20 protein-coding genes are annotated in these 24395 nt (G+C 66.3%); 7 read left to right on the top strand and 13 right to left on the bottom strand.

Annotated elements, in window-relative coordinates:
* Position 1: 1 nt before the first annotated feature.
* The 5 genes from FJQ54_RS06655 to FJQ54_RS06635 all read right to left on the bottom strand — a co-directional run bounded on the left by FJQ54_RS06655 (position 2) and on the right by FJQ54_RS06635 (position 6481).
* The gene (locus FJQ54_RS06655) at positions 2-2317 is read right to left on the bottom strand and encodes an acetamidase/formamidase family protein (RefSeq protein ID WP_140927632.1); all 2316 of its coding nucleotides are present in this window, start codon (positions 2315-2317) and stop codon (positions 2-4) included.
* Between the two features lie 98 nt (positions 2318-2415).
* Entirely contained in the window at positions 2416-3783 is a 1368-nt protein-coding gene (locus tag FJQ54_RS06650) for a zinc-binding metallopeptidase family protein (RefSeq protein ID WP_140927631.1), read from the bottom strand.
* A complete protein-coding gene (locus tag FJQ54_RS06645; RefSeq protein WP_140927630.1) occupies positions 3780-4421 on the bottom strand; it encodes a cysteine hydrolase family protein in 642 nt (213 codons plus the stop codon). Before FJQ54_RS06645 ends, FJQ54_RS06650 begins: the two co-directional genes overlap by 4 nt.
* Position 4422: 1 nt before the next feature.
* Positions 4423-5544, bottom strand: coding sequence for an LLM class flavin-dependent oxidoreductase (locus tag FJQ54_RS06640; protein ID WP_140927629.1), 1122 nt, complete (start codon positions 5542-5544; stop codon positions 4423-4425).
* A 64-nt stretch (positions 5545-5608) separates the two neighbouring features.
* On the bottom strand, positions 5609-6481 hold the full coding sequence (locus tag FJQ54_RS06635) for a PfkB family carbohydrate kinase (protein WP_140927628.1): 873 nt from the start codon (positions 6479-6481) through the stop codon (positions 5609-5611).
* 164 nt (positions 6482-6645) lie between these two features.
* On the opposite strand from FJQ54_RS06635, the gene FJQ54_RS06630 reads away from it, so the two are divergent.
* Genes FJQ54_RS06630 through FJQ54_RS06620 form a run of 3 tightly spaced genes read left to right on the top strand, consistent with a single transcriptional unit; the run spans position 6646 to position 9212 of the window.
* On the top strand, positions 6646-7479 hold the full coding sequence (locus tag FJQ54_RS06630; protein ID WP_140927627.1) for an oxidoreductase: 834 nt from the start codon (positions 6646-6648) through the stop codon (positions 7477-7479).
* Positions 7476-8150, top strand: coding sequence for a cysteine hydrolase family protein (locus FJQ54_RS06625; protein WP_140927626.1), 675 nt, complete (start codon positions 7476-7478; stop codon positions 8148-8150). Before FJQ54_RS06630 ends, FJQ54_RS06625 begins: the two co-directional genes overlap by 4 nt.
* Positions 8151-8189: 39 nt before the next feature.
* Complete coding sequence (locus FJQ54_RS06620; protein WP_140927625.1) at positions 8190-9212, top strand: Lnb N-terminal periplasmic domain-containing protein; 1023 nt, start codon at positions 8190-8192, stop codon at positions 9210-9212.
* Here FJQ54_RS06620 and FJQ54_RS06615 read toward each other — a convergent pair.
* The 4 genes from FJQ54_RS06615 to FJQ54_RS06600 all read right to left on the bottom strand — a co-directional run bounded on the left by FJQ54_RS06615 (position 9179) and on the right by FJQ54_RS06600 (position 13678).
* On the bottom strand, positions 9179-10276 hold the full coding sequence (locus FJQ54_RS06615; RefSeq protein WP_140927624.1) for a TauD/TfdA family dioxygenase: 1098 nt from the start codon (positions 10274-10276) through the stop codon (positions 9179-9181). The two genes, FJQ54_RS06620 and FJQ54_RS06615, sit on opposite strands and share 34 nt — an antisense overlap.
* Before the next feature lie 96 nt (positions 10277-10372).
* Complete coding sequence (locus FJQ54_RS06610) at positions 10373-11353, bottom strand: bile acid:sodium symporter family protein (protein WP_140927623.1); 981 nt, start codon at positions 11351-11353, stop codon at positions 10373-10375.
* Between the two features lie 31 nt (positions 11354-11384).
* Positions 11385-11885: a VOC family protein gene (locus FJQ54_RS06605; RefSeq protein WP_140927622.1), complete on the bottom strand. Its 501-nt coding sequence runs from the start codon at positions 11883-11885 to the stop codon at positions 11385-11387.
* A gap of 395 nt (positions 11886-12280) precedes the next feature.
* The gene (locus tag FJQ54_RS06600) at positions 12281-13678 is read right to left on the bottom strand and encodes an amidohydrolase family protein (protein WP_140927621.1); all 1398 of its coding nucleotides are present in this window, start codon (positions 13676-13678) and stop codon (positions 12281-12283) included.
* A 169-nt stretch (positions 13679-13847) separates the two neighbouring features.
* On the opposite strand from FJQ54_RS06600, the gene FJQ54_RS06595 reads away from it, so the two are divergent.
* From FJQ54_RS06595 to FJQ54_RS06580, 4 genes are all read left to right on the top strand, one after another.
* A complete protein-coding gene (locus FJQ54_RS06595) occupies positions 13848-15059 on the top strand; it encodes an aromatic ring-hydroxylating oxygenase subunit alpha (RefSeq protein ID WP_140927620.1) in 1212 nt (403 codons plus the stop codon).
* A complete protein-coding gene (gene atzF, locus FJQ54_RS06590) occupies positions 15052-16836 on the top strand; it encodes an allophanate hydrolase (RefSeq protein WP_140927619.1) in 1785 nt (594 codons plus the stop codon). Before FJQ54_RS06595 ends, atzF begins: the two co-directional genes overlap by 8 nt.
* Before the next feature lie 28 nt (positions 16837-16864).
* Complete coding sequence (locus FJQ54_RS06585; protein WP_140927618.1) at positions 16865-17824, top strand: glutathione S-transferase family protein; 960 nt, start codon at positions 16865-16867, stop codon at positions 17822-17824.
* An 85-nt stretch (positions 17825-17909) separates the two neighbouring features.
* Positions 17910-19541: a long-chain-fatty-acid--CoA ligase gene (locus FJQ54_RS06580; protein WP_140927617.1), complete on the top strand. Its 1632-nt coding sequence runs from the start codon at positions 17910-17912 to the stop codon at positions 19539-19541.
* Between the two features lie 608 nt (positions 19542-20149).
* Here FJQ54_RS06580 and FJQ54_RS06575 read toward each other — a convergent pair.
* From FJQ54_RS06575 to FJQ54_RS06560, 4 genes are all read right to left on the bottom strand, one after another.
* Positions 20150-20638 (bottom strand): TPM domain-containing protein, encoded by a 489-nt coding sequence (locus FJQ54_RS06575; RefSeq protein WP_140927616.1) that lies wholly within the window; start codon positions 20636-20638, stop codon positions 20150-20152.
* Between the two features lie 35 nt (positions 20639-20673).
* Positions 20674-21279: a DUF4136 domain-containing protein gene (locus FJQ54_RS06570; protein ID WP_181160021.1), complete on the bottom strand. Its 606-nt coding sequence runs from the start codon at positions 21277-21279 to the stop codon at positions 20674-20676.
* Positions 21280-21281: 2 nt separating this feature from the next.
* Positions 21282-21857, bottom strand: coding sequence for a DUF4136 domain-containing protein (locus tag FJQ54_RS06565; protein ID WP_181160020.1), 576 nt, complete (start codon positions 21855-21857; stop codon positions 21282-21284).
* Positions 21858-21930: 73 nt separating this feature from the next.
* Positions 21931-24366: a zinc-dependent metalloprotease gene (locus FJQ54_RS06560; RefSeq protein ID WP_140927613.1), complete on the bottom strand. Its 2436-nt coding sequence runs from the start codon at positions 24364-24366 to the stop codon at positions 21931-21933.
* Positions 24367-24395: the final 29 nt, after the last annotated feature.

Genomic DNA, 24395 nt, shown 5'->3' with positions numbered 1-24395 from the left:
TTCAGCCGGTGAACAGCGATTTGCGGATGATGGCGTGCACGCCGAAATTGCCGTTCACCACTTGCGAGACGCCGAAATCGACGCCGACCGAGAGGAGGGAGATGGCCTCGTCCTCGCTCAATCGCTTGGCTGTCATCAGGAAGCGGCGGGCCTTGCGGAAGGCGTCTCGCATGGCGCTGTCGATGGAGGATTGTTTGTAGACTTCGCTTTGCGCGTCTTCGCCCAGTTCCTTCAGATAATCCGGGTGGCTGAAGCCCATGATGACCCATTCGGCATCGGTTTCGATCAGCGGATAATCCAGATCGCGGAAATAATCCGTCACGTTGGCGGCGCGGTGGTGGATCACCTGAATCAGCGCCGTCATCGAACATTCGATGGCGGTGCCGCACAGTTCGGAATCGCCCTGCGAGGCGTGCGGATCGCCCAATGAGAGCAGGCCGCCGGGCACCTGCACCGGCAGGAAGATGCGCGAGCCGGGGCCGGTGCGCCAATTGTCCAGATTGCCGCCGAAGTTGCTGGGCGGCACGGAATCGACAAAGCCATTGTGGGCGGGGGCCAGCGCGATCACGCCGAAATGCGGGCGGATCGGGATTTCGACGTTGCGCAGCACGTCGTAATTGCGCTCGATGGTGGCGGGATCGACGGGGACGCCGGGGTAATCATAGCGGGCGTGGCGGATGCCGGACGGGTCCACCTGTTCGGTCCAGCGGAAATTGTAGACGGCGTGGGCGACGGGCGGGCGGCCGCCGCCGGTTTCCACTTCGTAGATGGTGATGACTTCGCGCTGGCGCGGCTCCGTCAGCAGATCCTGAAAGTGGAAGCCCCAATAGGTGGCGGCGTTGCTGCCGAAGCTTTTCCCGGCGAAGCGTTCGCTGCCCGAGGGGCGGGCGTTGATATCAAGGATTCGGACTTCGATCAGGTCGCCGGGCTGTGCGCCCTCCACGGCGATGGGGCCGGTGCAGATGTGCACGCCGAAGCCCTCGCCGGGGCCGCGCCCGAAGGCCGACGCATCCATCGGGCCTGCGCCGCGCCTGTCGATGGCCTTGTAGTCGGCATCCCAGTGGAACACGGATTCCGCGCCGGGATCGCCTTCCACCATGCGTTCGGGGTCGTCATTGGCGTGGTGGGTGAGGGTTTCGATGGTGACGAAATCGCCCGACTGCACCTTCAGAACCGGCTTCAGGTTGCGGCTGAGATAGCCCCAGTGCACGGTGTCCGGGCTGACCGGCAGATGGTGGTGGCGCACGGGGTGGCGCAGCGGGCTTTCGGCTTCCGGGGTTTCTGACGGGGCGTCCTCGTCCGGCTCCGGTGGTTCATCCGCGGCGGTGCGGTCTGCGCGGGCCGGGCGGCCGCGCCGCATCTGTTGTGCTTCCTCATCCGCCAGCGTGGGCGCGCCCTTGCGATATTCGCGCGGCGAAATGCCATATTGTTCGCGGAAGGCCCGGCTGAAGGTGGCGCTATCGTTGAAGCCCCATTCGAACAGGATTTCGGAAATGGATTTCTGCGCGTGCAGCGGGCTGCGCAGATCGAGGCGGCAGCGTTCCAGACGCCTGAGCTTCACATAATGGCCGAAGCTGTCGTCGGTGGATTCGAACAGTTTCTGCAGATAGCGCGGCGAGATGCCATGTTCGGCCGCGACCTGCTGATAGTTCAGATCCGGGTCTGACAGGCGGATTTCGATCGTCTGGTAGATGCGCTCCAGCAGGGCCGCGCGCATGCCCGCCGCGCCGCCCAGCGTTTTGGCGGGCGCGTTGTCCATCAGGCTGGTGATCAGGAATTCGGGGAAGGCCAGCTCGATGGGGCGGGCGTCTTCCTCGGAAATTTCGCCGATGGTGTCTGCCAGTGCGCGGAGCATGCCGGAGAAGATGCGCCCCGCGCCGACGATGGCGCTGATCTTGCGCGGCGTATCGGAAATGGGGGTTTTCAGCCGCAGGTTGCTCAACCCCTGCGGCACATGGATGAGGAGGGTGCGATTGTCTCCGCTGAAGCTGAGGTGCGCACCGCTTTCGCTGCGGCCGCAGACCATTTCGCCATCGGCCAGCGGGATGCGATCTTCGCCGTCCACCAGCGTCGCGCCGCCATCCAGCACGATGGCCAGCCAATAAGAGCCGGGCTGTTCGCGCAGATCGATGGACCAGCTTTGCGCGGTGCCGGTGACGCGGACGAAGCTGAAGCCCGCGCGGCTGCGGAACTGGATCAGTTCGCCGTAGAGGAGGCTTTCATCCGCTTCATCCAGCAGCAGGGATACGCGCTTGAGCGCGAACCGCCAGGCCTCCCGGCGCTGTTCCTTGGGGTATGCGTTGGTAGTGAAGCGCACGAAGAATCACCTTGGAAGCTGGGGCCGACCAAACCCGCAACCAGTTTTGCAATGTTGTTAAGTTATGCTGCGGCGCAACAGGGATCAACCCCGGGAACTCAGAAAGGCGTTTCCGTTCCATAGACGCTGCTGCTGGTCGGGCCGCCCGGCGCGGGGCCGCGTCCGCAGACGGCCAGCATGGTGAGCGCATAGATCAGCGCGCTGTCCCGCATGGCGGCAGGCGTGGGCCGCCAGCGCGGCATGCCGGTGGTGACGGCCGGAACCCGGTGCATGTTGAATACATTATGGTCGCGCCACATGCTGCTGTAGACGGGGTGCGACACCTCCAGTGGGGCACCGCGCACGAGGCGTGTGGCGGCGTCCACCGCGCCGTTGAGCGGGGCGACCTTTGCAGCATCAGCCTCAAAGCCGTGGCGGACGACGACGGCTTCCACATCGAAGCCCTCCACATCGACGCTGCGCATCGCCTCCATAATGCCATGATAGGCTTCCGCCGCCGTCTGGCGCGGGTTCAGCGTGACATCGACGTAAAGCGCGCAGACTTCGGTGCCCGCGCCGAAATCGAAGGGGATGCCGCCGCGCACGCTGGCGATCTGCACCTTGGGGACAGCGGTGCCGCCGGGGGTTTCGAGGATGCTGCTCCGTTCGAATGACTGGCCCCATGCGTGCAGCGCGGCGATTACCGGGCCAAGGCGATAGATGGGGTTGGGATGTTGGTGGGGATCGGCGGGGGCATTGAGGATGGGGGTGAAGACGCCCTTGCCATAAAGGCGCACGCGGAACAGCGCATAGCCGCAACCCACGGAGTTCAGGCCGAAATCCGTGCCTTCGGCGGCGATGGCGTAATCGGGCGCGACGCCGCCATGGTGGAACAGATAATGCGCGCCGATATCCTTGCCGTTCCAGCCGATACCGGAAAATTCCTCAATCGGTTCGGGGCCGATTTCGCCGGGGCAGGCCGTCAGCCAGCATTTGCCGGCCAAGCCGATTCCGGCCTTTTTCAGGGCCTTGGCGGCGATCAGGAAGCAGGACATCGGCCCGCGATCATTGCTGATGGGGTAGCCGCGCAGCGCGCCATCCTCCAGCCAGCATTGCGTCCATTCCGGGTCTGCCAGCGTTTCCGGCTTGTAGCGGAAGGCGTTCTGGTGCGGCAGGCCGGAGGGGCTTTCGGTATCGAGATGGGCAGTGAACAGCAGGTTTGCGCCTTTTGCCCCACCGCCATATTCGCCGATCACATTGGGGCGTTCCGGTGTTGCGCCGACCTTGCGCGGGCTGAAGCCTTCGGCCTGCATCCAGTTGAACACATAATCTGCCGCCTGCGCCTCTTGCTGCGAGCGGCTGGGGATGTTGCCCAGCGTGAGGGCGAGGTTCACCAGCTCGTCTGTGTCGATGGCCGCAGCGATGGCGTTCCGGTCCGCCTCTGAAATGGCGTGGGGGGCGTGGGCCGGGTTAGCGAATTCGCTCATGACCATGCGGCTTCGACGTCTGCGGTGGTGACGAGCAGCACGCAATTCTTCTCCATGGCGTCGAGGCTGCTGTCGTGCAGGCCCGGCTCGTAAGCGGCGCAGGCATCGGAGACGACGAACACGTCGAAATCGAGGTGGAACGCATCGCGCGAGGTGGAATCGACGCAGCAATCGGTGCTCAGCCCGCAGATGACGAGCGTGTCGATGCCGCGCGCGCGCAACTGCGCTTCAAAATCGGTGCCGCGAAAGCCGCTGTAGAGCAGTTTGGAAATCTCGATGTCGCCCGGTTCGGGGAAGATGCGGTAATAATCCGCGCCGCCGTCATCGCTGCGGCAGATCGCCTGTTCGCCGGGGCGGCCGCGCCGGGCGTAGAGGGTGCGCAGCGCGCGCGAGTCCGTTTCCGGCGTGGTGACGACGCGCAGCAGCGCCACCGTGGCCCCCGCCTTGCGGGCGGCGGCCACCAGTTTCTCGCATTGGTCGATGGCGGCATGCGCTTCGGACAGGTCCACTCCCACCCGGCCCAGCAGCCCTTCGGGGGCAGCGAAATCCGTCTGGATGTCGATCACCACCAGCGCCGTGTGGCTGGCGGCGATCATGTCCGGGAAATCGGGGGATTTGAGGTGGGGGAGGGAGGCCATTTCAGGCCGCCGCGCTGGCGGGCGTGGTGGGGAAACGCTGGCGCAGTTTCGGCAGCACATGCTGGCCGAAGATCGGGATATCGCGCGGATAATCCGGGAAGATCAGCATCAGCCCATCCGTGTTGGAGCCTTCCAGCAGGTCGCCCACCTGCCGCGCGACGCTGTCGGGCGAGCCGACGATATGCGCGGACATGAAGGACGAACGGCTTTTCTTCACGAAATCATTTTCCTTGCCGATTTCCGCATCGAGGAAGCCATAGGCGCGCATCATGCCCTTCAGCGCCTCTTCGTCCAGCCCGTCTGCGAAATGTTTCGCGGTGGCCTGCGCCTCCTCGTCGGTTTCACCGAACACGATGGTGAGCATGGAATAGGTGCGGATGTTGCGGCCATATTCCGCCGAGATCGCCTTGGCGCGGCCGCTGGCCTTGGACAATTCCGCCGCCGTGCCGCCCGACAGGAAGATGGCGTCCATCTGCTCCGCCGTCATCCGCATGCCCTTTTCCGAGCTTCCCGCGCAGACGAGGAAGGGGCGCTTTTCCGGCTTGGGCCAGGATTCGCAATCCTCCATGGTGACATAGGTGCCGTTCATGGTGACGGAATCCTCAGACCAGAGCGCCTTCACCGCGCGGACCCATTCATCCGCCAGATCATAGCGCTGATCGTGATTCACATTTTCCGGCCACGCCCCCATTTGCGAAAATTCGCCCTTGTAGGAGCCGCTGACGACGTTGAGGCCCGCCCGGCCCTTGGAAATCTGATCCAGCGTGGCAATGGCCTTGGCGGCGACCGCCGGGTTCTGCAGCAGGGTGTGGATGGTAGCCCACACCTTCACGCGCGACGTGGCTTCGGACAGGCCCGCCATGGCGACGACGCTGTCGATGCTGCTGTTCCAATGCTTGGTTTCGCCGCCGTAGCCTCGGAATTTCGCCATCGCCATGATGAAATCGAAGCCCGCCGCTTCGGCCGCCAGTGCAGAGGCGCGGCAATAGGCGTAGGAACCGTCGATCTCCGGCTTGTTGCGGGAGAGAATCCAGCCGCCGTTGGCGATGGGGAGGAAGATGCCCAGATCCTTGCCGCCGAGGTCTGACGGAAGATCGAAGGCGGTGCGCTCAAGCTGGGTCATAATCTCTCCTTGAAGCGGGCAGCCTGATGCGAGGCGCGGCGGCGTTCTTGATTGTTAGCGCATATTATCTTGGGGCGCTTGCAATGAACGCATCCACCTCTGCGCGCGTAGGCATGGCGGGGGCGGCACCGGGCTTCAGCGTGCACAGCGCGGCGGCGGCGGCGGCCAGCGGCAGCGCCTGTTCAACCGGGGTGCCGGCATCCAGCAGGGCAGCGAGCGAGCCGCAGAAACAGTCGCCTGCGCCAATCGTGTCCTGCGCGTTCACCGGCCATGCGGGGACGAACAGCTCGCGATCCGGCCAGACGGCGAGCAGGCCCTTTGCCCCCAGCGTGACGATGCCGAACTGATCCGGGCGGGTGAGCAGGCTGCGCAACTGATCCGGCGCGGACGGGCCGGGGGCGAGGGCGGCCAGTTCATGTTCGTTGACGATGAGGATGTCGACATGCGGCAGCAGCGCGAGCGCGGCCGGGGTTGGCGGGGCGGCGTTCAGGATTCGGCGCGCCGAGGGGGAGGCGGCGAACAGGGTGGTCAGCATCTGCACCGGCACCTCCAGCTGCGCGAGCAGGATGCCGCCATCCACCGGTTCAGCCACCACATGGGCGTTGGCGCCGGGCAGGACGATGATCTGGTTTTCGCCTGCCGAATCCACGGCGATATGCGCGGCTCCGGTGGCGGCTTGCACTTGCGCAATGCCGCTAATTTCCACGCCGTAGCTGGCGATGATCTCGCGAATCCATCCGCCGCCCTCGTCTGCGCCGACTGCGCCCACCATGCGGCACGCCGCGCCCATGCGCGCGGCGGCCACCGCCTGATTGGCCCCCTTGCCCCCTGCCAGCCGCGTGGACTCCAGCGCCAGCACGGTTTCGCCGGGCTTGGGCAGCGCCGCCACGCGGGCGATGATGTCGATATTGATCGATCCGACGACATGGACGGTCATGGCGGCACTCCCTCGTTTGGGGGCCTCAGAACCATGGCGGGGGCGGGCGATCAAGCCGGTTCGGCGGCGGTGCGTGGGCGGCCAAGACTATCGGTGGCGGGCATCAAGAATCATCGGCAAGGGCGGGGCCATAGCGGGGCTTCAATTTTGAGCGAGGGATTTTCATGGCGGGCTGGTTCATCACGGGGATCGGAAGCGGGCTGGGCCGGGCGCTGGCGCAAGCCGCGCTGGATCGCGGAGACAAGGTGGTGGGCACCACGCGCAAGACGGCGGACATCGCCGCCTTCGAGGCGCTGAAGCCGGGGCTGGCCAAGGGGCTGGCGGTGGACCTGCGCGATGCCGACGCCGTGACTGCCGCCGTGGCAGAAGCGGAAAACTGGCTGGGAGGGATCGATTTCGCCGTGAACAACGCCGGGTTCGGCATGGTGGGCGCAATCGAGGAAGTGAGCCTGAGCGAGGTGCAGGCGCTGTTCGAAATCAATGTGTTCGCCGCGATCCGGGTGATTCAGGCGGTGCTGCCGGGGATGCGCGCGCGGCGCGCCGGGCATGTGGTGAACATCACCTCCGTTTCCGGGCTGGCGCCATGGGCGGGCACCGGCATTTACGGCGCGAGCAAATATGCGCTGGAGTGCATCGGCCAGACGCTGGCGCAGGAAGTGCGCCCGCTGGGGATCGGCGTGACCAATGTGGCCCCGGGCGGCTTCCGCACCGGCTTCGCGGCTGGCGGGCTGGCCGTGGCAGCGCGCAAGATCGCCGATTATGACGGCAGCGCCCATGTCGCCGAGCAGGTGCTGACGGGCAATGCCGGCAAGGAAAAGGGCGACCCGGTGCGCGGCGCGGCTGCGATTCTGGCGGCGCTGGATTCGCCGGAGCCGCCGCTGCACCTGCTGCTGGGCGAGGATGCGCTGCATTATGCCGAGGATCAGTTCGCCTTCATCGGGCTGGAAATGAAGCGCTGGCGGGCGCTGTCTCTCTCCACCGCGTTCGAGGCGGCGTGACGCATCATATCGATCTGCCGGACTGGGCCGTTCAGCGCGGGCGCGGGCTGAACGCGTTCGACCAGCTGCTGCCGGGGCGCACCGCACTGGTGGTGATCGACATGCAACTGGCGTTCCTTGGCGAGGGCGAGGTGTTCGGCAACGCCCATGCGCGCGACATCATCGGGCCGGTGAACGAACTGGCGCGGGCGGCTCGCAATGCGGACTGCCCGGTGATCTGGACGCGGCAGACGGTGAGCGATGAGCCGCCGCTGGCGATGCCGACGTGGCAATATGATCTGAGCGACAGCCATGTGGCGCGCGCGGTGGAAGCGTTGCGCGCCGGGACAGCGGCGCATGATCTGCACCCGGCGATGGAGGTGGGCGCGGACGATCTCGTGCTCGACAAATATCGTTATGGCGCGCTGATGTGCCCGGCGCGGGCTTTGCCGCTGGCGCTGGAGCGGCTGGGGGTGGAGATGCTGGTGCTGGCGGGGACGCTGACCAACGTGTGCGTGGAATCGACGGCGCGCGACGCGAACATGGCGGGCTGGCGGGTGATCGTGGCGAGCGATGCCTGCGCCACGGTGACGGACGCGGAGCATAATGCGGCGCTGCTGAACCTGCGGCTGAATTTCGCCGATGTGAAAGATGTGGCCGAACTGACGGCGATGTTCGCAGGCATCGGCTGATTGCGCTTGGGCGGGGGCTGGGGCAGGGTCTGCCCCGCGATGCGGTTGATCCTGAACGTTTTGCTGACGCTGTTGCTGTTGCCCGCCGCTGTGTGGGGCGGCGGGGCGGTCTGGTATCGGCTGCCGCTGGGCGCGGCCGGGCGCGGGGCGGTGGCGGGGCTGTTCGTGGCGGCGATGCTGCTGGCGATTGTGTTGCTGTGGCGGCGGCGGGCGCTGTTGGCCGGGGCGCTGATCGTGCCGCTGTGGGCGGTGCTGCTGGGCTGGTGGGGGACGATCCTGCCCTCCAATGATCGGGACTGGCAGCCCGAGGTGGCGCATGTGGCGCGCGCGGCAATCGACGGTGATGTGCTGACGGTGGAGAATGTCCGCAATTTCGACTGGCGCAGCGCCAGTGATTTCGACCAGCGCTGGGAAACGCGACGCTATAACCTCAACCAGCTGCGCGGTGCGGACCTGTTCCTTTCCTATTGGGCCGGGGAAAATGTGGCGCATGCCATCGTCAGCTTCGATTTCGCTGACAGCGTGCCGCTGGCCTTCTCCATCGAGATCCGCAAGGAAATGGGCGAAAGCTATTCCTCGACCACCGGATTTTTCAAAAGCTATGAACTGGCCGTCATCGCCGCCGACGAGCGCGATGTGGTGAAGGTGCGCAGCACCGTGCGCGGGGAGGATGTGCGGCTGTTCCGGCTGGACATGCAGCCCGAAACGGTGCGCGGGCTGCTGGGGCAATATGTGGAGCTGGCCAATGATGTGAGCGCCACGCCGCGCTGGTACAACACCATCACCGCCAATTGCACGACGATGATCTTCGGTATGGCGCGGCGGATGGACCCGCGCATTCGGATGGACTGGCGCATCCTGCTGCCGGGGCGCTTGCCGGCCTTCCTGCGCGAGCATGAGTTTGTGAGCCGCGACGTGCCGCTGGAGGAACTGGTGGCGCTGGGGCGGATTGGCCCGCGTGCGGCTGGGCCACCCCCCGATCCGGGCTTTTCAGCGCGGATCAGGGAAGGCGTGCCCGATCCGGCGGCTCAGGAAATCAGGCGCGGCACCGAGACGGAATAGACGTCGAAATGCGCCTCCGGATGCTCGGCGGCACCGTCGCGCGGGGCGGCGCGGTGCTGGACGACGCCGTTCTTGCCGAAATTTTCGACCACGGGGCGGCCCGCGTCGCGGCTGAGCCACAGGCGCAGCAGATGGCGGCGGCGTTGCGGTTCGGGGAAATCATAGAAGGTGGTGCGGGCGTGCAGGGCCGCATAGTTCGAAAGCCACTGGATGTCGCCGGGGCGGAAATCCATCTCGATGGCCATGCCCGGTTCGTAGGTGATGGTGTCGAACAGTTCGAGCACCTCGATCTGTTGCGGCGTAAGTTGCGGCACGCCCGGATATTCCTGCGCGGTGAGGATGTAGAGCGAACCCGCATACATGCTGAACACGCCATCCACGAGGCTGACGATGGGTGAGGTGTAGGTGTCTGCCGGGGCGTTGTGATCCTGCCGCCGCCAGTCCCAGTGGAAGGGTTCCAGCAGCAACGGGGCGAGATCGGGGCGGCGGCGCAGGATCTCGTTGTAGATTTCCGCGCCAGAGACGAGGCAGGAGGCACCGCCTTCCTTGGCCGGGCGCAGGCACATCAGCGCGACGATGTCGCTGCTGTCTGAGTGGTAAACCAGCTTGTCCCGCACGCGGGAGGAGTAAGCGGTGGGATCGTCCATCATCTTATCCGAGGTGGCGTAGATATGGTCGATCAGGTCGCCCATTTCGTTCTGGCGGATGGGATCGCCCATGTGCAGGCCAAGGATGTAGTAAATCGCAGCCGAAAGCGCGTCTGAGTAGAAGTGCGTGCGCAGGCCGCGCACCAGCACGAAGCCCCGGCCGTAATCGACATCCTTGCCCCACTCCGCCACCGCATCGGCGCAGGCGACCAGCGGATAGTCGCTGGCCTGCACGCTGCGCAGATCGGGGTTTTCGGTGAGGAAGCGCTGGCCCAGTGCTTCCAGCTCGGCCACCTGCGCGTCTGACAACAGATAGACCCACTCGGCCGATTTCGTCAGCTGATCCCCGCGCCATGCGGCTTCGGTTGTGACGGGGGGCAGGGCTTCGAGCGGGGCGGCGGGGGCGGTGGCGGGCATGGGCGGTTTCTTCCGTTCAGGTTCGGTTTGTGATGCAGCGGCGCGCGCGAACCGTCTTGTTCGGCGATGCCGTTTCATTTTGTGGCAGGCGAATCCTCATGCTGCGGCCTCCAGCTCGGCCTGACGGCCATAGCGGCGGGCGAGCACGGCGCAGACCATCAGCTGCAACTGGTGGAACAGCATCAGGGGCAGGATGATGGCCCCCACCTGTGCGGCGGGGAACAGCACGCCCGCCATGGGAACGCCCGAGGCGAGGCTTTTCTTCGAGCCGCAGAATTGCAGCACGATGATGTCTTCGCGGGCAAAGCCCATCCAGCGGCCGAGCGCCTGGCTGGCCCACAGCACGATGGCGAGCATCGCAGCGGCGACGGCCAGCACGATGAGGAAATCCTTCAGCGTGACCTGATCCCACAGCCCGGCGACCACCGCCGCACCGAAGGCCGAATAGACCACCAGCAGGATCGAGCCGCGATCCACATAGGTGAGCATCGCCTTGCGGGCGGCCACCCAGTCGCCGATCCACGGGCGCAGCAGATGCCCCGCGAGGAAGGGCAGCAGCAGCTGCACGACGATGGTGAGAACCGCATCCGACGAGAAGCCGCCATCCGCGCTGCTGTGCATCAGCGTGGCGGTGAGCAGCGGGGTGATGCCGATCCCGGCGAGGTTCGAGAATGAGGCGCTGCACACGGCGGCTGCGACATTGCCATGGGCGATTGCCGTGAAGGCGATGGAGGATTGCACGGTGGAGGGCAGCAGGGTGAGGAACAAAAGCCCACGCCCCAGCGTGGGATCGACACCGGGAATGAACTGCGACAGCACACCTAGCACGGGGAACAGCCCATAGGTCATCGCGGCGACGCAGAGGTGCAGCCGCCAGTGCTGCGCGCCCGCCACCACGGCTTCGCGCGAAAGGCGCGCGCCGTGCAGGAAGAACAGCAAAACGATGCCGATCTTGGAGGCGATGCCGACGATATCTGCCCAGATGCCGCGCGCGGGCAGCAGGGAGGCGAGCGCCACGGTTCCCAGCAACAGCAGGATGTAAGGGTCGATATTGAAACGGGCGAGCAAGGCTTTCATGGCGCGGCCCTACGCCGGTGCGATGCTGTTGTCACACTGCGACCTGCCAGATGTCCCGCGCGGTTTCGAACACGCCCTGATCGTAGGAAAATTCGATGGTGTTGCCGTCCGGGTCTTTCAGGAAGCAGATGTAGCCGATGTCCTTGGCCATCTGCACCGGGCCAAGCGCGAGGCAACCGGCGGCTTTGCCGCGCGCGGCGATCTCGTCGATGGCTTCGCGGCTGGGGAGTTCGATGCCGAAATGGGCGAACGGCCCGAGCGGGTGGTGCGGGGCGGGGGCGAAGGGATCGTGGCCGGGGTAGAATTCGCCCACCACCAGCACGAAGGGGCGGCTTTTCTCGTCCGGGTCTGCCAGCCATGCGTTGCGGCCGTCCACATCTTCGTGGCGGGCGAGGGTGCGCAGGTGGGTGAAGCTTTCATACCATTGGACGGTGGCGTCGACGTTGGAGACGGCCAGCGCCATGTGCGTCCATGTGGGGCGGCCCGGTCCTGTGTTGTGCAGGCGGCCGGTGCTGTGGGTGGCTTCGCTCATGCTGCTGTCCTTTGGTTGTCTGGTTGCCAGACCTTTGGTGCAGCGTAGCAAGCTGGCGTGCGTTGAAATTGATCAACCGCGCGCGATTTCCTGCGCGGGGTGTGGCGGAAGGACGCGGGTTTGGGGGATGGCGTGCGGGATTTTGGTTTTTTGCGTGTTGGGGCGCTGTGGGTTAGGCCCGGCGGTGACACCCCCTCTCCAGCTCTCCCCCTTTCAGGGGGAGAGGGCTTCGTAGCGCCGCAGGCAATCAAAGTGGATCACACGCGCGGCGTTGGAGGTTGGGCGCAACGCCAATTTTGAGGGTGCAGGGAAATCATTTCCTTGGCACGGGTTCCAAGGGCAAAGCCCTTGGCCGCCGGAGGCAGGCTCCCCCCGCGCTACAGCCTCTCCCCGCTCTACAGCACCGGCCATGGCGTGCGGATGGGCAGGCCGGTTCGGGCGACGATGGCCTGGCCTGCCTGCACCGCGTCTGCCAGCAGCTTTTCCTCGTCCAGCAGCAGGTTGCGGCCGGATTCCAGCACTTGTCTGCCGTCGATCCAGACGCTGTGGACGGCGGAGGGCGGGGCGCTGAGCGCCAGTTGGCCGACGCTGTCGAACAGGGGGCCGCCCCATTCGGGGGTGCGGGTGTCGTGCAGGATGAAATCGGCTTTGGCGCCGGGGATGAGGGCGCCGGTGACGCCTTCCCAGCCCATGACTTTTGCGCCGTCGACCGTCATCAGTTCGAGGAGTTTGGTGGCGGGGAGGAGGTCCTGATCGTCGCGGGCGTCGCGGTAGGCGGCGGCCATCAGGCGGGCGGAGGAGAGGATGTCGGCGGCCATGCCGTCTGTGCCGAGCATGAGGGGGATTCCGCGCGCCATCATTTCCGGGTGCAGGCCCTTTTTCGCCAGCCCGAAGCCGCCGAGGAAGGCTGCGTGCGGGCAGTGGATGGCCGAGGTGCCGGTTTCGGCGAGCAGTTCCACTTCGGCCATGTCGGTGTCGGCGAGGTGGGTGAGGCAGATGTTGGGGCCGAGCGCGCCGATGTGGGCGAGATGCTCGACGGGGCGACGGCCGGTGTTGGCGAGGAACCATTCCGGGTCGCTGGCGCGCGGGCTGATGTGGGCGGAGACTTTCAGGCCATTCGAATCGGCGAGGGATTTGGCGGCGAGCCAGACCTCATCCGAATTGGTGCTGTGGCCGACGAGCTGGGGCCATGCGGCGAGCAGGGTTTCGCCATCGTCCGGGTAGGCGGCGACTTCGGATTCGAGGAGGGCGATGGCCTCGTTGGTTCGGATGGCGGGATCGGCGGCGGGATCGTAGGTGCGGCCTTCCACCCAGCGGCCGACGCGGCCGCGGATGCCGCTGGCGGCGAGGCCCTCCATCACCGCGTCGAGATGGATGACGGTGCCGGCTTCCATGAAGCTGGTGGTGCCGTGGCGGATCATCGCGAGCGCGGAGAGCTGGGCGGCGAGTGCTTCGTCTGAGGGCGTCTGCGCCTTGAACAGCGGGATCACCCATTTGGAGAGATTATCCCCCCAATCCTGATCCGGCACGCGGCGGACGAGGCCGCGCGTGAGCGGGTCTCCGGTGATGTGGATATGGCCGTCGTGGAAGCCGGGGGTGAGGACGAAGCCGCGTGCATCGTGGGTGGCGCGGGCGCGGACGCTTTGTTCCAGCGCTTCGCGCTTGCCGACGGCGACGATGCGGTTGCCTTTGATCGCCAGCGCGCCATCGCGGAACACTTCGCGGGCGGGGTTCATGCTGATGATCTCCGCGCCGGAGATCAGCAGGTCTGCTTCGATGGGGGTGGTGGTCATGCGGGCTTTCTCGCGCGTTTTGGCCCTTCGAGTCTTGAGCGAGAGGGCAGAACAAATTGTCGCAGCGGTTGCGGCAGATGTCTGTGCGCCCTCTGCAAAGACTTGGGCGGCGGTTGCGAGGCACTGTCGGAGGGTATTCAGCCTTGCCCAGTTTCGACGGAGATGACCGATGACTTCCCCGATCCTGACCGACAGTTTTTTCGCGAGCCTTGAAAGCTCGACGCTGAATCTGGCCGATTCCGAGACGCTGCCGCCGGAATGCTACACCGATGCGGACTTCTATGAGTTCGAGAAGGAAGCGCTGTTCAACCATGAATGGTTGTGCGTGGGCCGGGTGGAGCAGGTTGCGAATCCGGGGGATTATTTCACCACCAAGATCATCGGTGAGCCGCTGGTGATCGCGAAGGACCGGGCCGGCGAGATTCGGGCGATGAGTTCGGTGTGCCAGCACCGCGCCATGCTGGTGGCGGAAGGGGCCGGGAACACGCGCGGGTTCGTCTGCCCCTATCACCACTGGACCTATGATCTGGACGGGCGGCTGGTGGGCGCGCCCGCCATGGACAAGACCTGCAACTTCGACCGGAAAAAGTTCAGCCTGCCCGCGCTGAAGGTGGAAATCTGGCAGGGTTTCATCTTCGTGAACTTCGATGCCGAAGCCGCGCCGCTGGCCCCGCGCCTGACGGTGGTGGAAGAGGCGATCGCCAATTACGACCTCGCCTCGGCCGAGCTGGCGGACACCATCACCGGCAGTTTCGCGTGGAACTGGAAGGTGATGTTCGAGAACAACAACGACGGCTACCACGCCTCAAAATTGCACCAGGGGCCGTTGCACGATTTCATCCCGTCGAACCTCGCGGTGTTTCCGGATGCGGCTGCGGAGGATGCCGGTTTCCTGCGGTTCAACGGGGCGCTGCACAAAGACCCGAGCTTCAACCCGACGCAGAAGGCGATCCTGCCAATTTTCCCGAAGCTGACGGACGAGGATCGCACGCGTGTGACGTTTGCCAACATGCCGCCGACGCTGTCTCTGGTGATGACGCCCGATCTGGTGATCTACCTGATCCTGCGCGCCGACGGGGCAGAGACGATGGAGCAGGACACCGGCGTGCTGGTGGCCCCCGGCGCGAAGAAGGACCCGGCCTTTTCCCACAAGCTGGAGGCTATCATGAACAGCGCGGCGAAGATCATCGCGCAGGACATGCATGTGGATGAGCTGGTGCAGGTGGGCCTGCGCTCGCGCTTTGCGGTGCGGGGGCGCTATTCCTGGCAGGAAGGCGCGCAGGGGCAGTTCAACCAGTGGCTCGTCGCGCGTTATCGCAAGGCGTGGGACAGGCTGAAAGGGCCGAAGAAGCCGGTGAAGCTTGCGGCGGCGAATGGCTGAGGGGTTGGCGGCAGACGGTCTGCCGCCGTTCCGCAAGGTTTCCGATATCGCGGCGTCAGGCGTCAGCGCATCGGCGGTGATGCGCGAGACGCTGCGCCGCGTGCGGGCCTATGAAGTGGTGCAGCCGGAGGTGTGGATCAGCCGCTTCAGCGATGCGGCGCTGATGGCGATGGCTGAAGCGGTGGAGGCGCGGGTGGCGGCGGGCGAAGTGCTGCCGCTGGCGGGCGTGCCGTTCGCGGTGAAAGACAATATCGACGTTGCGGGGCTGCAGACGACCGCCGGTTGCTCGGCCTTTGCCACTACGCCGGCGCAGTCCGCGCGGGTGGTGGCGCGACTGGTGGCGGCCGGGGCGATCCCTGTGGGTAAGACCAATCTGGACCAGTTCGCGACCGGGCTGGTGGGCACGCGCTCGCCCTATGGCGCGTGCCGGGCGGTGCACAACCGGGCGTGGATCAGCGGCGGGTCCAGTTCCGGCTCGGCGGTGGCGGTGGCGGCGGGGCTGGTGCCGTTTGCGCTGGGGACGGACACGGCTGGTTCCGGCCGGGTGCCTGCGGCGCTGAACGGGCTGTTCGGTTTCAAACCGACCAAGGGGCGCTGGAGCACTGCCGGGTTGGTGCCTGCCTGCCGCTCGCTCGATTGCATCAGTATTTTCACGCATGACGCAGCCGACGCAGCATTGCTGGATGGCTGCATCGCGGGGTTCGATGCGGCGGATGACTATTCGCGTGAAGGGGCGGATGTGCCTTTGCCGCAGGCTGCGCTGCGGCTGGCTATCCCCTTGCCGTCTCAACTGAATTTCCTGGGCGATGCCGGTTCCGCGCGGCTGTGGGCGGCGGCGCTGGAGCGGGTGCGGGCGCTGGGCGCGGTGCCGGTGGAGGTGGATATTGCCCCGCTGCTGGAGGCGGCGCGGCTGCTGTATGAAGGGCCTTGGGTGGCGGAGCGGACGGCGGCGGTGGAGCCGCTGCTGCGGTCGAAGCCGCAGGCGATCCACCCGGTCGTGCGCGGGATCGTGCAGGGCGGGCTGGCGATGAGCGCGATGGACGCGTTTCGCGGCGAATATGCGCTGAAGGCGCTGGCGCGGCGGGCGGCGGCGCTGTTCGGGCAGGTGGATGCGCTGTTGCTGCCCACTTGCCCCACCAGCTACCGCGTGCGCGAATTGCTGGCGGAGCCGCTGGCGCTGAACGCGAACATGGGCCTCTACACCAATTTCGTGAACCTGCTGGATATGGCGGCCATCGCTGTGCCCGCCGGGTTCCGCGCCAATGCAACCGGCTTTGGCGTGTCGTTCATTGCCCCCGCCTTCACGGACCGCGCGCTGCTGGCGCTGGCGGCTGCCTATCAGGAGATCGCCCCCATGCCCGACGTGCCGCCGCTGGATGTGAAGGGTGTGGCCGAAACCGTGGAGCTGGCGGTGGTCGGCGCGCATCTGGCCGGGATGCCGCTGCACTGGCAGTTGACCTCGCGCGGGGCGGAACTGGTGCGGCGCTGCCGCACCGCGCCTGCCTATCGGCTGTTCGCCATCGCCAATTCGGTGCCGCCCAAGCCTGCGCTGGTGCATGGCGGCAGTGCCGCCATCGAGGTGGAGGTGTATCGGCTGCCCGTCGCGGCGTTCGGCAGCTTCGTGGTGGAGGTGCCCGCCCCGCTCGCCATCGGCACAGTGGAACTGGAGGACGGCACTTCGGTGAAAGGCTTCGTCGCCGAGCCGCGCGCGCTGGACGGCGCGGCCGACATCACGGACTTCGGCGGCTGGCGCGGCTATATCCGCTCACTCGGTTGATTCTCGGCTGCATCAGGGGACATTGCACATGCTTGTGGACGGCAAATGGATGGCGGATTGGCAACCCGTGCAGGGGACGGACGCGAAGGGCGGCTTCGTGCGCATGTCGTCCGGCTTTCGCAACTGGGTGACGCCGGATGGCGCGGCCGGGCCGACGGGGGAGGGCGGCTTCAAGGCGGAGGCCGGGCGTTACCATCTGTATGTCGCCTATATCTGCCCATGGGCGTCCCGCACATTGATGGCGCGGCGGATGAAAGGGCTGCAGGATGTGGTCAGTGTTTCCGTCGTGGAGCCGACGCTGACGAAAGAGGGCTGGCGTTTCGGCGACTATCCCGGGGCCACGCGCGAACCGCTGCACGGCTTCCTATATATGCACGAACTCTACACGCTGGCGGACCCGCGCTACACCGGGCGGGCGACGGTGCCCGTGCTGTGGGACAAGGCGACCGACACGATCGTCAACAATGAGTCGTCGGACATCCTGCGCATCTTCGACAGCGGCTTTGGCGCGCTGGCGGATTCGTCCGTCAGCCTCTACCCCGCCGATCTCGCCGTCGAGATCGATGCGCTGAACGAGCCGCTGTACACCCAGCTGAACAATGGCGTGTATCGCGCCGGGTTCGCGACCACGCAGCTGGCCTATGAGGAAGCCTTCGCCGATGTGTTCGCCATGCTGGACAGGCTGGAGGCGCGGCTGGCGGACGGCGGGCCGTTCCTGTTCGCGGATCGCTTCACCGAAAGCGATATCCGCCTGTTTGTGACTTTGGTGCGCTTCGATGCGGCCTATCATGGCGTGTTCAAATGCAACCAGCGCCGGATCGCCGATTATCCGGCGCTGAGCGGCTGGCTGGCGCGGATGCTGGCGATGCCCGGCGTGCGGGAGACAGTGAACATCGACCATATCAAGCGCGGCTATTATTCCATCCTCGCGCTGAACCCGAACGGCATCGTGCCGGTGGGGCCTGATCTTTCCAGCCTCGGACTTTAGCGCCCGGATTGCCGCGCCGTAACAACGGGCCTTTTCGTCGCCGCCTGCTTTGGGTTAGGACTGTGGGCGAGGGATGAGGAGAGACATGATGACCATGGGCACGATGCAGGGCTGGCCCCTGCTGGTGTGGAAGCTGATCGACCATGCGGCGCTGAACCATGGCGACCGGGAGATCGTGAGCCTGACCTGCGAAGGCCATGAGGTTCGCACCACATGGCATCAGGTGCAGGGCCGCGCCCGGCAGGTGGCCGAAGCCCTGCGCGGGCTGGGCGTGAACGCGGGCGACCGGGTGGCGACGCTGGCGTGGAACACCCACCGGCATGTGGAAAGCTGGTATGGCATTTCCGGCATGGGCGGGGTGGCGCACACCATCAACCCGCGCCTGTTCGAAGACCAGATCGCCTATATCGCCAATCACGCCGAAGACCGGGTGCTCTTCTTCGACCTGACTTTCGTGAAGCTGGTGGAGAAGCTGGCCCCGCGCCTGACCACAGTGGAACATTATGTGCTGCTGACAGACCGCGAGCATATGCCCGCCGACAGCAGCCTGAACTTCATCTGCTACGAGGAGTTCATCGCCGGGCAGAATGCCGACGCGCCATGGACGGAGCTGCCGGAAACCGCGCCGTCCGGCCTCTGCTATACCTCCGGCACCACGGGGAACCCCAAGGGGGTGCAATATTCGCACCGTGCCAATGTGCTGCACGCCTATGGCGCCTGCATGGGCGACGTGCTGGATATCCGATCCGAAACGGTGATCCTGCCGGTGGTGCCCATGTATCACGCCAACGCATGGGGCGTGCCCTATGCGGCCGCCGCCGTCGGCGCGAAGCTGGTGATGTGCGGGCCGCATTTCGACGCGCCGACCATCGCCAACATGATCCGCAAGGAAGGCGTGACGCTGACTCTGGCCGTGCCGACGGTTTGGCTGGGGATGTTGCAGCATCTGGAATCGACGGCCACCAATCTCAATCCGCTGAAGCGGGTGGTGATCGGCGGCTCCGCCGCGCCGCGCGCCATGATCGAGGCCTTCGAAGAGAAATATGGTGTGGACGTCTGCCACGCATGGGGCATGACGGAGATGACCCCGCTGGGCACCATCGGCAGCCTTTCCGCCGACGCGAAAAAGCTGCCGCGCCCGCAGCAGATCGACCTGAAGTGCAAGCAGGGCCGCGCCATCTTCGGCGTGGATATGAAGCTGGTGGACGATGAAGGCCGTGAACTGCCGCGCGACGGCGTCGCCTTCGGGCGGCTGATGGTGCGCGGGCCGTGGATCGTCGGCAGCTATTTCAAAGGCGACGGCGGCAACATCCTGGACAAGGATGGCTGGTTCGACACCGGCGACGTCGCCACCATCGACCACAACGGCTATATGCAGATCACAGACCGCTCCAAGGACGTGATCAAATCCGGCGGCGAATGGATTTCCTCCATCGAAATCGAGAATCTGGCCATCGGCTGCCCCGGCGTGGCCGAAGCCGCCGTGATCGGCGTGCCCCACCCCAAATGGGACGAACGGCCGCTGCTGATCGTGATCCCCAAAGACGGCGCACAACTGACAGGCGCGGAGGTGCTGGGGTATCTGGAAGGCAAGATCGCCAAATGGTGGATGCCCGACGCGGTGGAATTCGTGGACTCGATCCCGCACACGGCAACGGGGAAGATCCAGAAAACCGCGCTGCGGGAACAGTTCGCGGGGTATCGGCTGGCGGCTTGAGGTTGGGGGCGTGTGTCTCCGGCGTTGGAGTGTTGCCTGCCGCGGCCGGGTTCTGCCCGGAGCCGGCCTGCGGTTTTTTGCCTCCGGCGGGCAGGGAAATGATTTCCCTGCACCCTCAAACTTCGCGTCGTACCCCAACCGCCACGTCGTGTGAGTGATCAGATTCGATTGCCTGCGGCGCTACGGAGCGCTCTCCCCCTGCAAGGGGGAGAGATGGAGAGGGGGTGTCACCGCCGGGCCTGATCCACAACATCCTCACAAACCCACCGCCACCCCAACCCACCCCCCAACCCGCTCAGGCTGAGCTTGTCGAAGCCCCCGAAGCAAAAGCGCAACAGCTGAGCCCGGGGGTTATGCCACATGGGGCTTCGACAAGCTCAGCCTGAGCGGGGGAGGGGTAATGGGACGCCACGCATAAGCGCCGCAGGCTATAACCCCCAACCTCACGCCAAGCGGATGGCCCCCACCCCAACCCCTCCCCTCGAAGCGAAGCTGACGCGAAGCGTCAACGGGAGGGGCTAAAAAGTTCGGGGGTGCGAGCGGCGTCACGCCCCTGCCGGGGTGAAGGGGCAGAGCCCCTTCGTTCCTCCCGGGCGTAACGCCGTAAACTAACCCCGCACCTTCGGCCGCGCAGGGTCCAGCGTTGTGATGATCGCACCCACACCGGCGGCGATTCCGCCCGGCATGTCGCCCTTCACAAAGCGCGGGGTGATTTGTGTCTGGATGATGCCCGCCGCCTTCTCATCGGTGAGCGTCTGTTCGAGGCCAGAGCCGACTTCGATGCGGACTTGCCGTTCGTTGGGGGCGACGAGCAGGATGACGCCGTCGTTGGCATCTTTGCGGCCGATGCCTTGGCTGTTGCCGAGGTCGCGCGTGAATGTTTCGATGGATTGTCCGCCGAGGCTGTTCACCGTGACGACGACGAACTGATGGCCCCTGGTGCGTTCCAGATCGACGAGGCGGGCGGTGATTGCAGCCTTTTGCTGGGTGCTGAGCAGATTGGCTTCATCTGTAACCCAGCCCTGTATCGACCGGGGAGGTTGTTGGCCGCAGGCGGCTGCCAGCAACAGCAGTGACAGGGCAAGGTTACGCAGCATCACATCCCCTTTTTCCCGGTTCCCCGCCGGGATTTTTATCGGATCGGCACCTGCACCGTCTTGCCGGAGGGGCCGGGGAAATCCTGGAACAGCGCGGATGCCAGAACGGGCGTCAGCGGGGTGCCGCGCTGGCCGCCCGGCTGCGTGTCCAGGCTGGAGCGGCCTTCCCATACGGCCTGATTGCCCAGTGCCTGCACCAGCGAAACCGAGAGGGTTGTGGTGGTGGCGACCTGTGGCGAGGGTTGCCCGCCCACCGGCACCTGCACGCTGGTGCCGACGCCGACATTGCCGCTGGAGAAGCCGCCGCCGATGCCGATGGAGACGCCGGACTGGCGTGGCGGGCCGACGCGTTCCGTTGTCTGCACGTCGATCACGGCGGTGAATTGGGCCACTTGCGGGCTGGAAACGGGTTCGAACCCCTGTTTGCGCAGTTCCGCGCCCACGGCGTTGGCCTGCGCCTGAAATTCAAGGCTGCCTGCCAGCGCCGGATTGGCGGGTTTCAGATAGACGGTGCCCCGGCTGACCGGCTGGTTCTGGTGGAAGCGCAGCACATTGGCGCTGGGCGTGGTGCTGCACGCACCAAGCGCCAGCGCGGCGGCGATCACCAGTGCCGAACCGAGATGAGCCGGGGCCATACGCATGATCAGATGCGGACCTGTTGCGTGACGCCCGGCGTGCCGGGGAAGTCCGTGAACAGGGCGCCGGCGAGCGCGGGCACCGCCCATGTGAGGGTGGCTTGTTGCGAACCGGCCGTGGCGGTTTTCGAGGCGCGGCCTTCCCACACCTTCTGGCCGTCGGACTGGCGCTGAATCTGCACGGCAACAGTGGTGGTGCGCTCCGAGCTGTTGCGCGGGCCGCGGCCAACCGGCGTGGCGATGATGGTGGGGCCGACCGGCACCCCGACCGTGGTGCCCGGGCGGGTGACGGTGGTGCCGTCCGTCTGCGTGATGTCCAGCGTGGCGACATATTGCGCCTGACCGGCGTCCGGCACGGTCTGGAAGCCTTGGCGGCGCATTTCCACCGCGACTGATTCCGCATGGGTACGGAATTCCAGGCTGTTGGCGATGGCCGGGTCTGCAGGCTGGATGAACAGCGTGCCGCGGTTGATTGGCTGGTTGGTGTGGAAGCGGGCGACATCGGCATAGGTGCCGCCGCGTCCGCAGGCGCTGAGCGCGACCATCAGGGCGATGGAGGTGGCGGCGAAAATCTTACGCTTCATATCGGGTTCCCCTGGCTCGTTTCCTGTCCGCTCTACTGCCAATTTTGGCGGAATTCCAGCGCGGTTCGTCGCATCAATCCAGATCGCCGCTGCCGATCGGCATGCCGGGCGGAACCGGCGGCGCGCTCTCTGGCCGGGCGAGGAAGGCTTCGATCGCATCCCGGTCTGCCAGCAGCTTCGACAAGCCGGTTTTCCAGGCCTGCCGGGCTGGCGTGCCGGCGGGCGCAGCGGCCAGCCGGGTGCGGAACTGCTCCAGCGCGCCTTGCAACTGCACCGCCACCACCGGAGACAGACCGGGCTGCCGCTGCGCCTGCAACAGCGCGGCGATGATGCGGGTGCCCAGCCGCAGGCTGACATCTTCCGACACGTTAGAGGGCGGAGGGGCGAGCGCCAGCGTCGTCAGCCGGTCTGCCAGTTGCAGCGGCGACGGCACCTGCGGGTTGCGATCATGCTGGGTGGCCAGCCGGTTCAGCCGGGCCGGGTGCAGCAGTGCATCCAGCGTGACGGTGGCGGCGGCATCCGTGGCGGCGAGCGGTTCGAACATGGTGCCGCCATTGGTGGGGAATATCTCGATTTCGAACTGGCGGTCGCGTTCGCCGGACCATCCGGCCGAGAGGGTGGGCACAAGGCCGGGCGGCACCTGCAACGCGGACGGGGCCAGTGTTTCCATCAGCGCGTCCAGCGCGGCGCGCTGTTCGGCGGGCGGAACGGGCGCGGAGATCGGGCCGGTGCCCCCGGCCACGGCATAGCGGCTGTCCAGCCCGCCCAGCAGCTTGGCGGCGGCTTCCACCTGATAGCGGTGCAGCAGCCAGATCGGCACGAACTTGCGGCGGAGGTTGCTGGCGGGTTCATCCGGGGTGAGCGCCTGCGGGCCGAAATGGCTGACCGCCGCGCGGCGCACGGCCATCACCCGCGCCAGTTCGGCCACCGGATCGGCCCCATCGTCCCACAGGCTGCCGTGCGGGTGGGCGCTGCCGACGTCGCGGGCCTGTTCGTCGGAGACAAAGCGCAGGCCTTGCGCGGCGGCGGCGTCTGCCTTGGCGCGGGCCTGTGCGTCGTCGTTGGTGCCATAGAGCCAGTCGATGGCGTAAGCGTCCCAGCGGCCGGTGCCGACGCCATAGGCATCCGTCAGGTCGGGCAGGCCGTTCACCAACCCCACGCGCGGGGCGGGATAATCCATCACCGAGGCGCGGTCCTGCGTGCTGCCCGCGAAATTGTGCAGCAGCCCCAGCGCATGCCCGACTTCATGCGCGGAGAGCTGGCGGATGCGGGCGAGCGAGGCCTGCACCGGATCATTGGGGCCGCCGGTGCCGATCTTGTCTGCACCCACAAGTCCTTCGAAAATAAGCATATCCTGCCGCACCCTGAGAGAGCCGAGCAGCACCGTGCCCTTCAGGATTTCGCCGGTGCGCGGATCGGTCACGGCATAGCCATAGGACCAGCCGCGCGTGGCGCGGTTCACCCAGTTCACCACATTCACCCTTATATCCAGCGGATCGACATTTTCGGGCAGGATTTCCACCTTGTAGGCGTCGATATAGCCTGCGGCTTCGAACGCCTTTTCCCACCAGCGCGCACCTTCCAGCAGCGCGGTGCGGATGGGTTCGGGGGCGGCGTTGTCGATGTAGAAGATGATGGGTTTCTTCACGCGGGAGCGGGCGGCGGTCGGGTCCGTCTTTTCCAGCCGGAAGCGGTTGGCGAGTTCATAGACCACCGGGCTGCCCAGCGGGGCGGCGAAATCCACCACTTGCGTGGCGAAGCTGCCGCCGCGCGGATCGAAGCGGCGCGGGGCATAGCCCGCTTCGGGCAGGCGGACGAAGCTGTGCCGCACCGTAAGGCTGATCTGGCGGGGATCGGGGGCGATGTTGCGGATTTCCGGGCCTGCGGAATCCGAAACGAAGGTCTGCCGGGCTTCGAATTCCAGATTGTCCGGAAAGGCTTTCACCGCGTTCGGGTCTGCCGCCGTCAGCTCGGGGGCCAGCCGCCAATTCTTTTCGCCCGCGCCTTTCAGGTCGCTCGTCACGTCCTGCGCATCGCGGGCGAGGAAGGGGGCGATGTCGACGAGGAGGCTGCCGCCCGGGCCGGGGATGGCGTCCCCCAGCCAGAGGGTGGAGGCGGCGAAGGCGTCGCGCGCGGCGGCCTGTTCCGGGGCGGGGGCATTGGTGGCGCGGAAGCGGGGGTTTTCCAACTCGAACGCGACCTTTTTGCCCATGCGGCGGATGCTGAGGATTTGCGCCGGGCCGGGGCGGGAGCGATCCAGCCCCAGCGGCGCGGAGCCGATTCCGGTGCGCAGCTGCGCCATGTAGAGCAGGCGGGTGGAGACGCCGTCCGGCCCCGGCGGCGGCAGTTGCAGCAGGATGCGGCCGCCCGCCTTGTCCACATAAACGGGGAGAAGCCCCTCTTGCCGCACGGTGCCCGCCAGCGGGTCCGCCGGTTTCGCGGCAAGCGCCGGGCTGGTGGCGAGGAGGAGGGCGATGACGGCGGCGGCCGCGCGGGATCGGGCTTGCATCCGCAATGGCTATCGGGGCCGGGCCTGCA

Origin of the sequence: Sandaracinobacter neustonicus (genome assembly GCF_006385875.1) — a bacterium.
Taxonomy (GTDB): Bacteria; Pseudomonadota; Alphaproteobacteria; order Sphingomonadales; family Sphingomonadaceae; genus Sandaracinobacteroides; species Sandaracinobacteroides neustonicus.
This window is presented reverse-complemented; position numbering and strand designations above follow the sequence as displayed.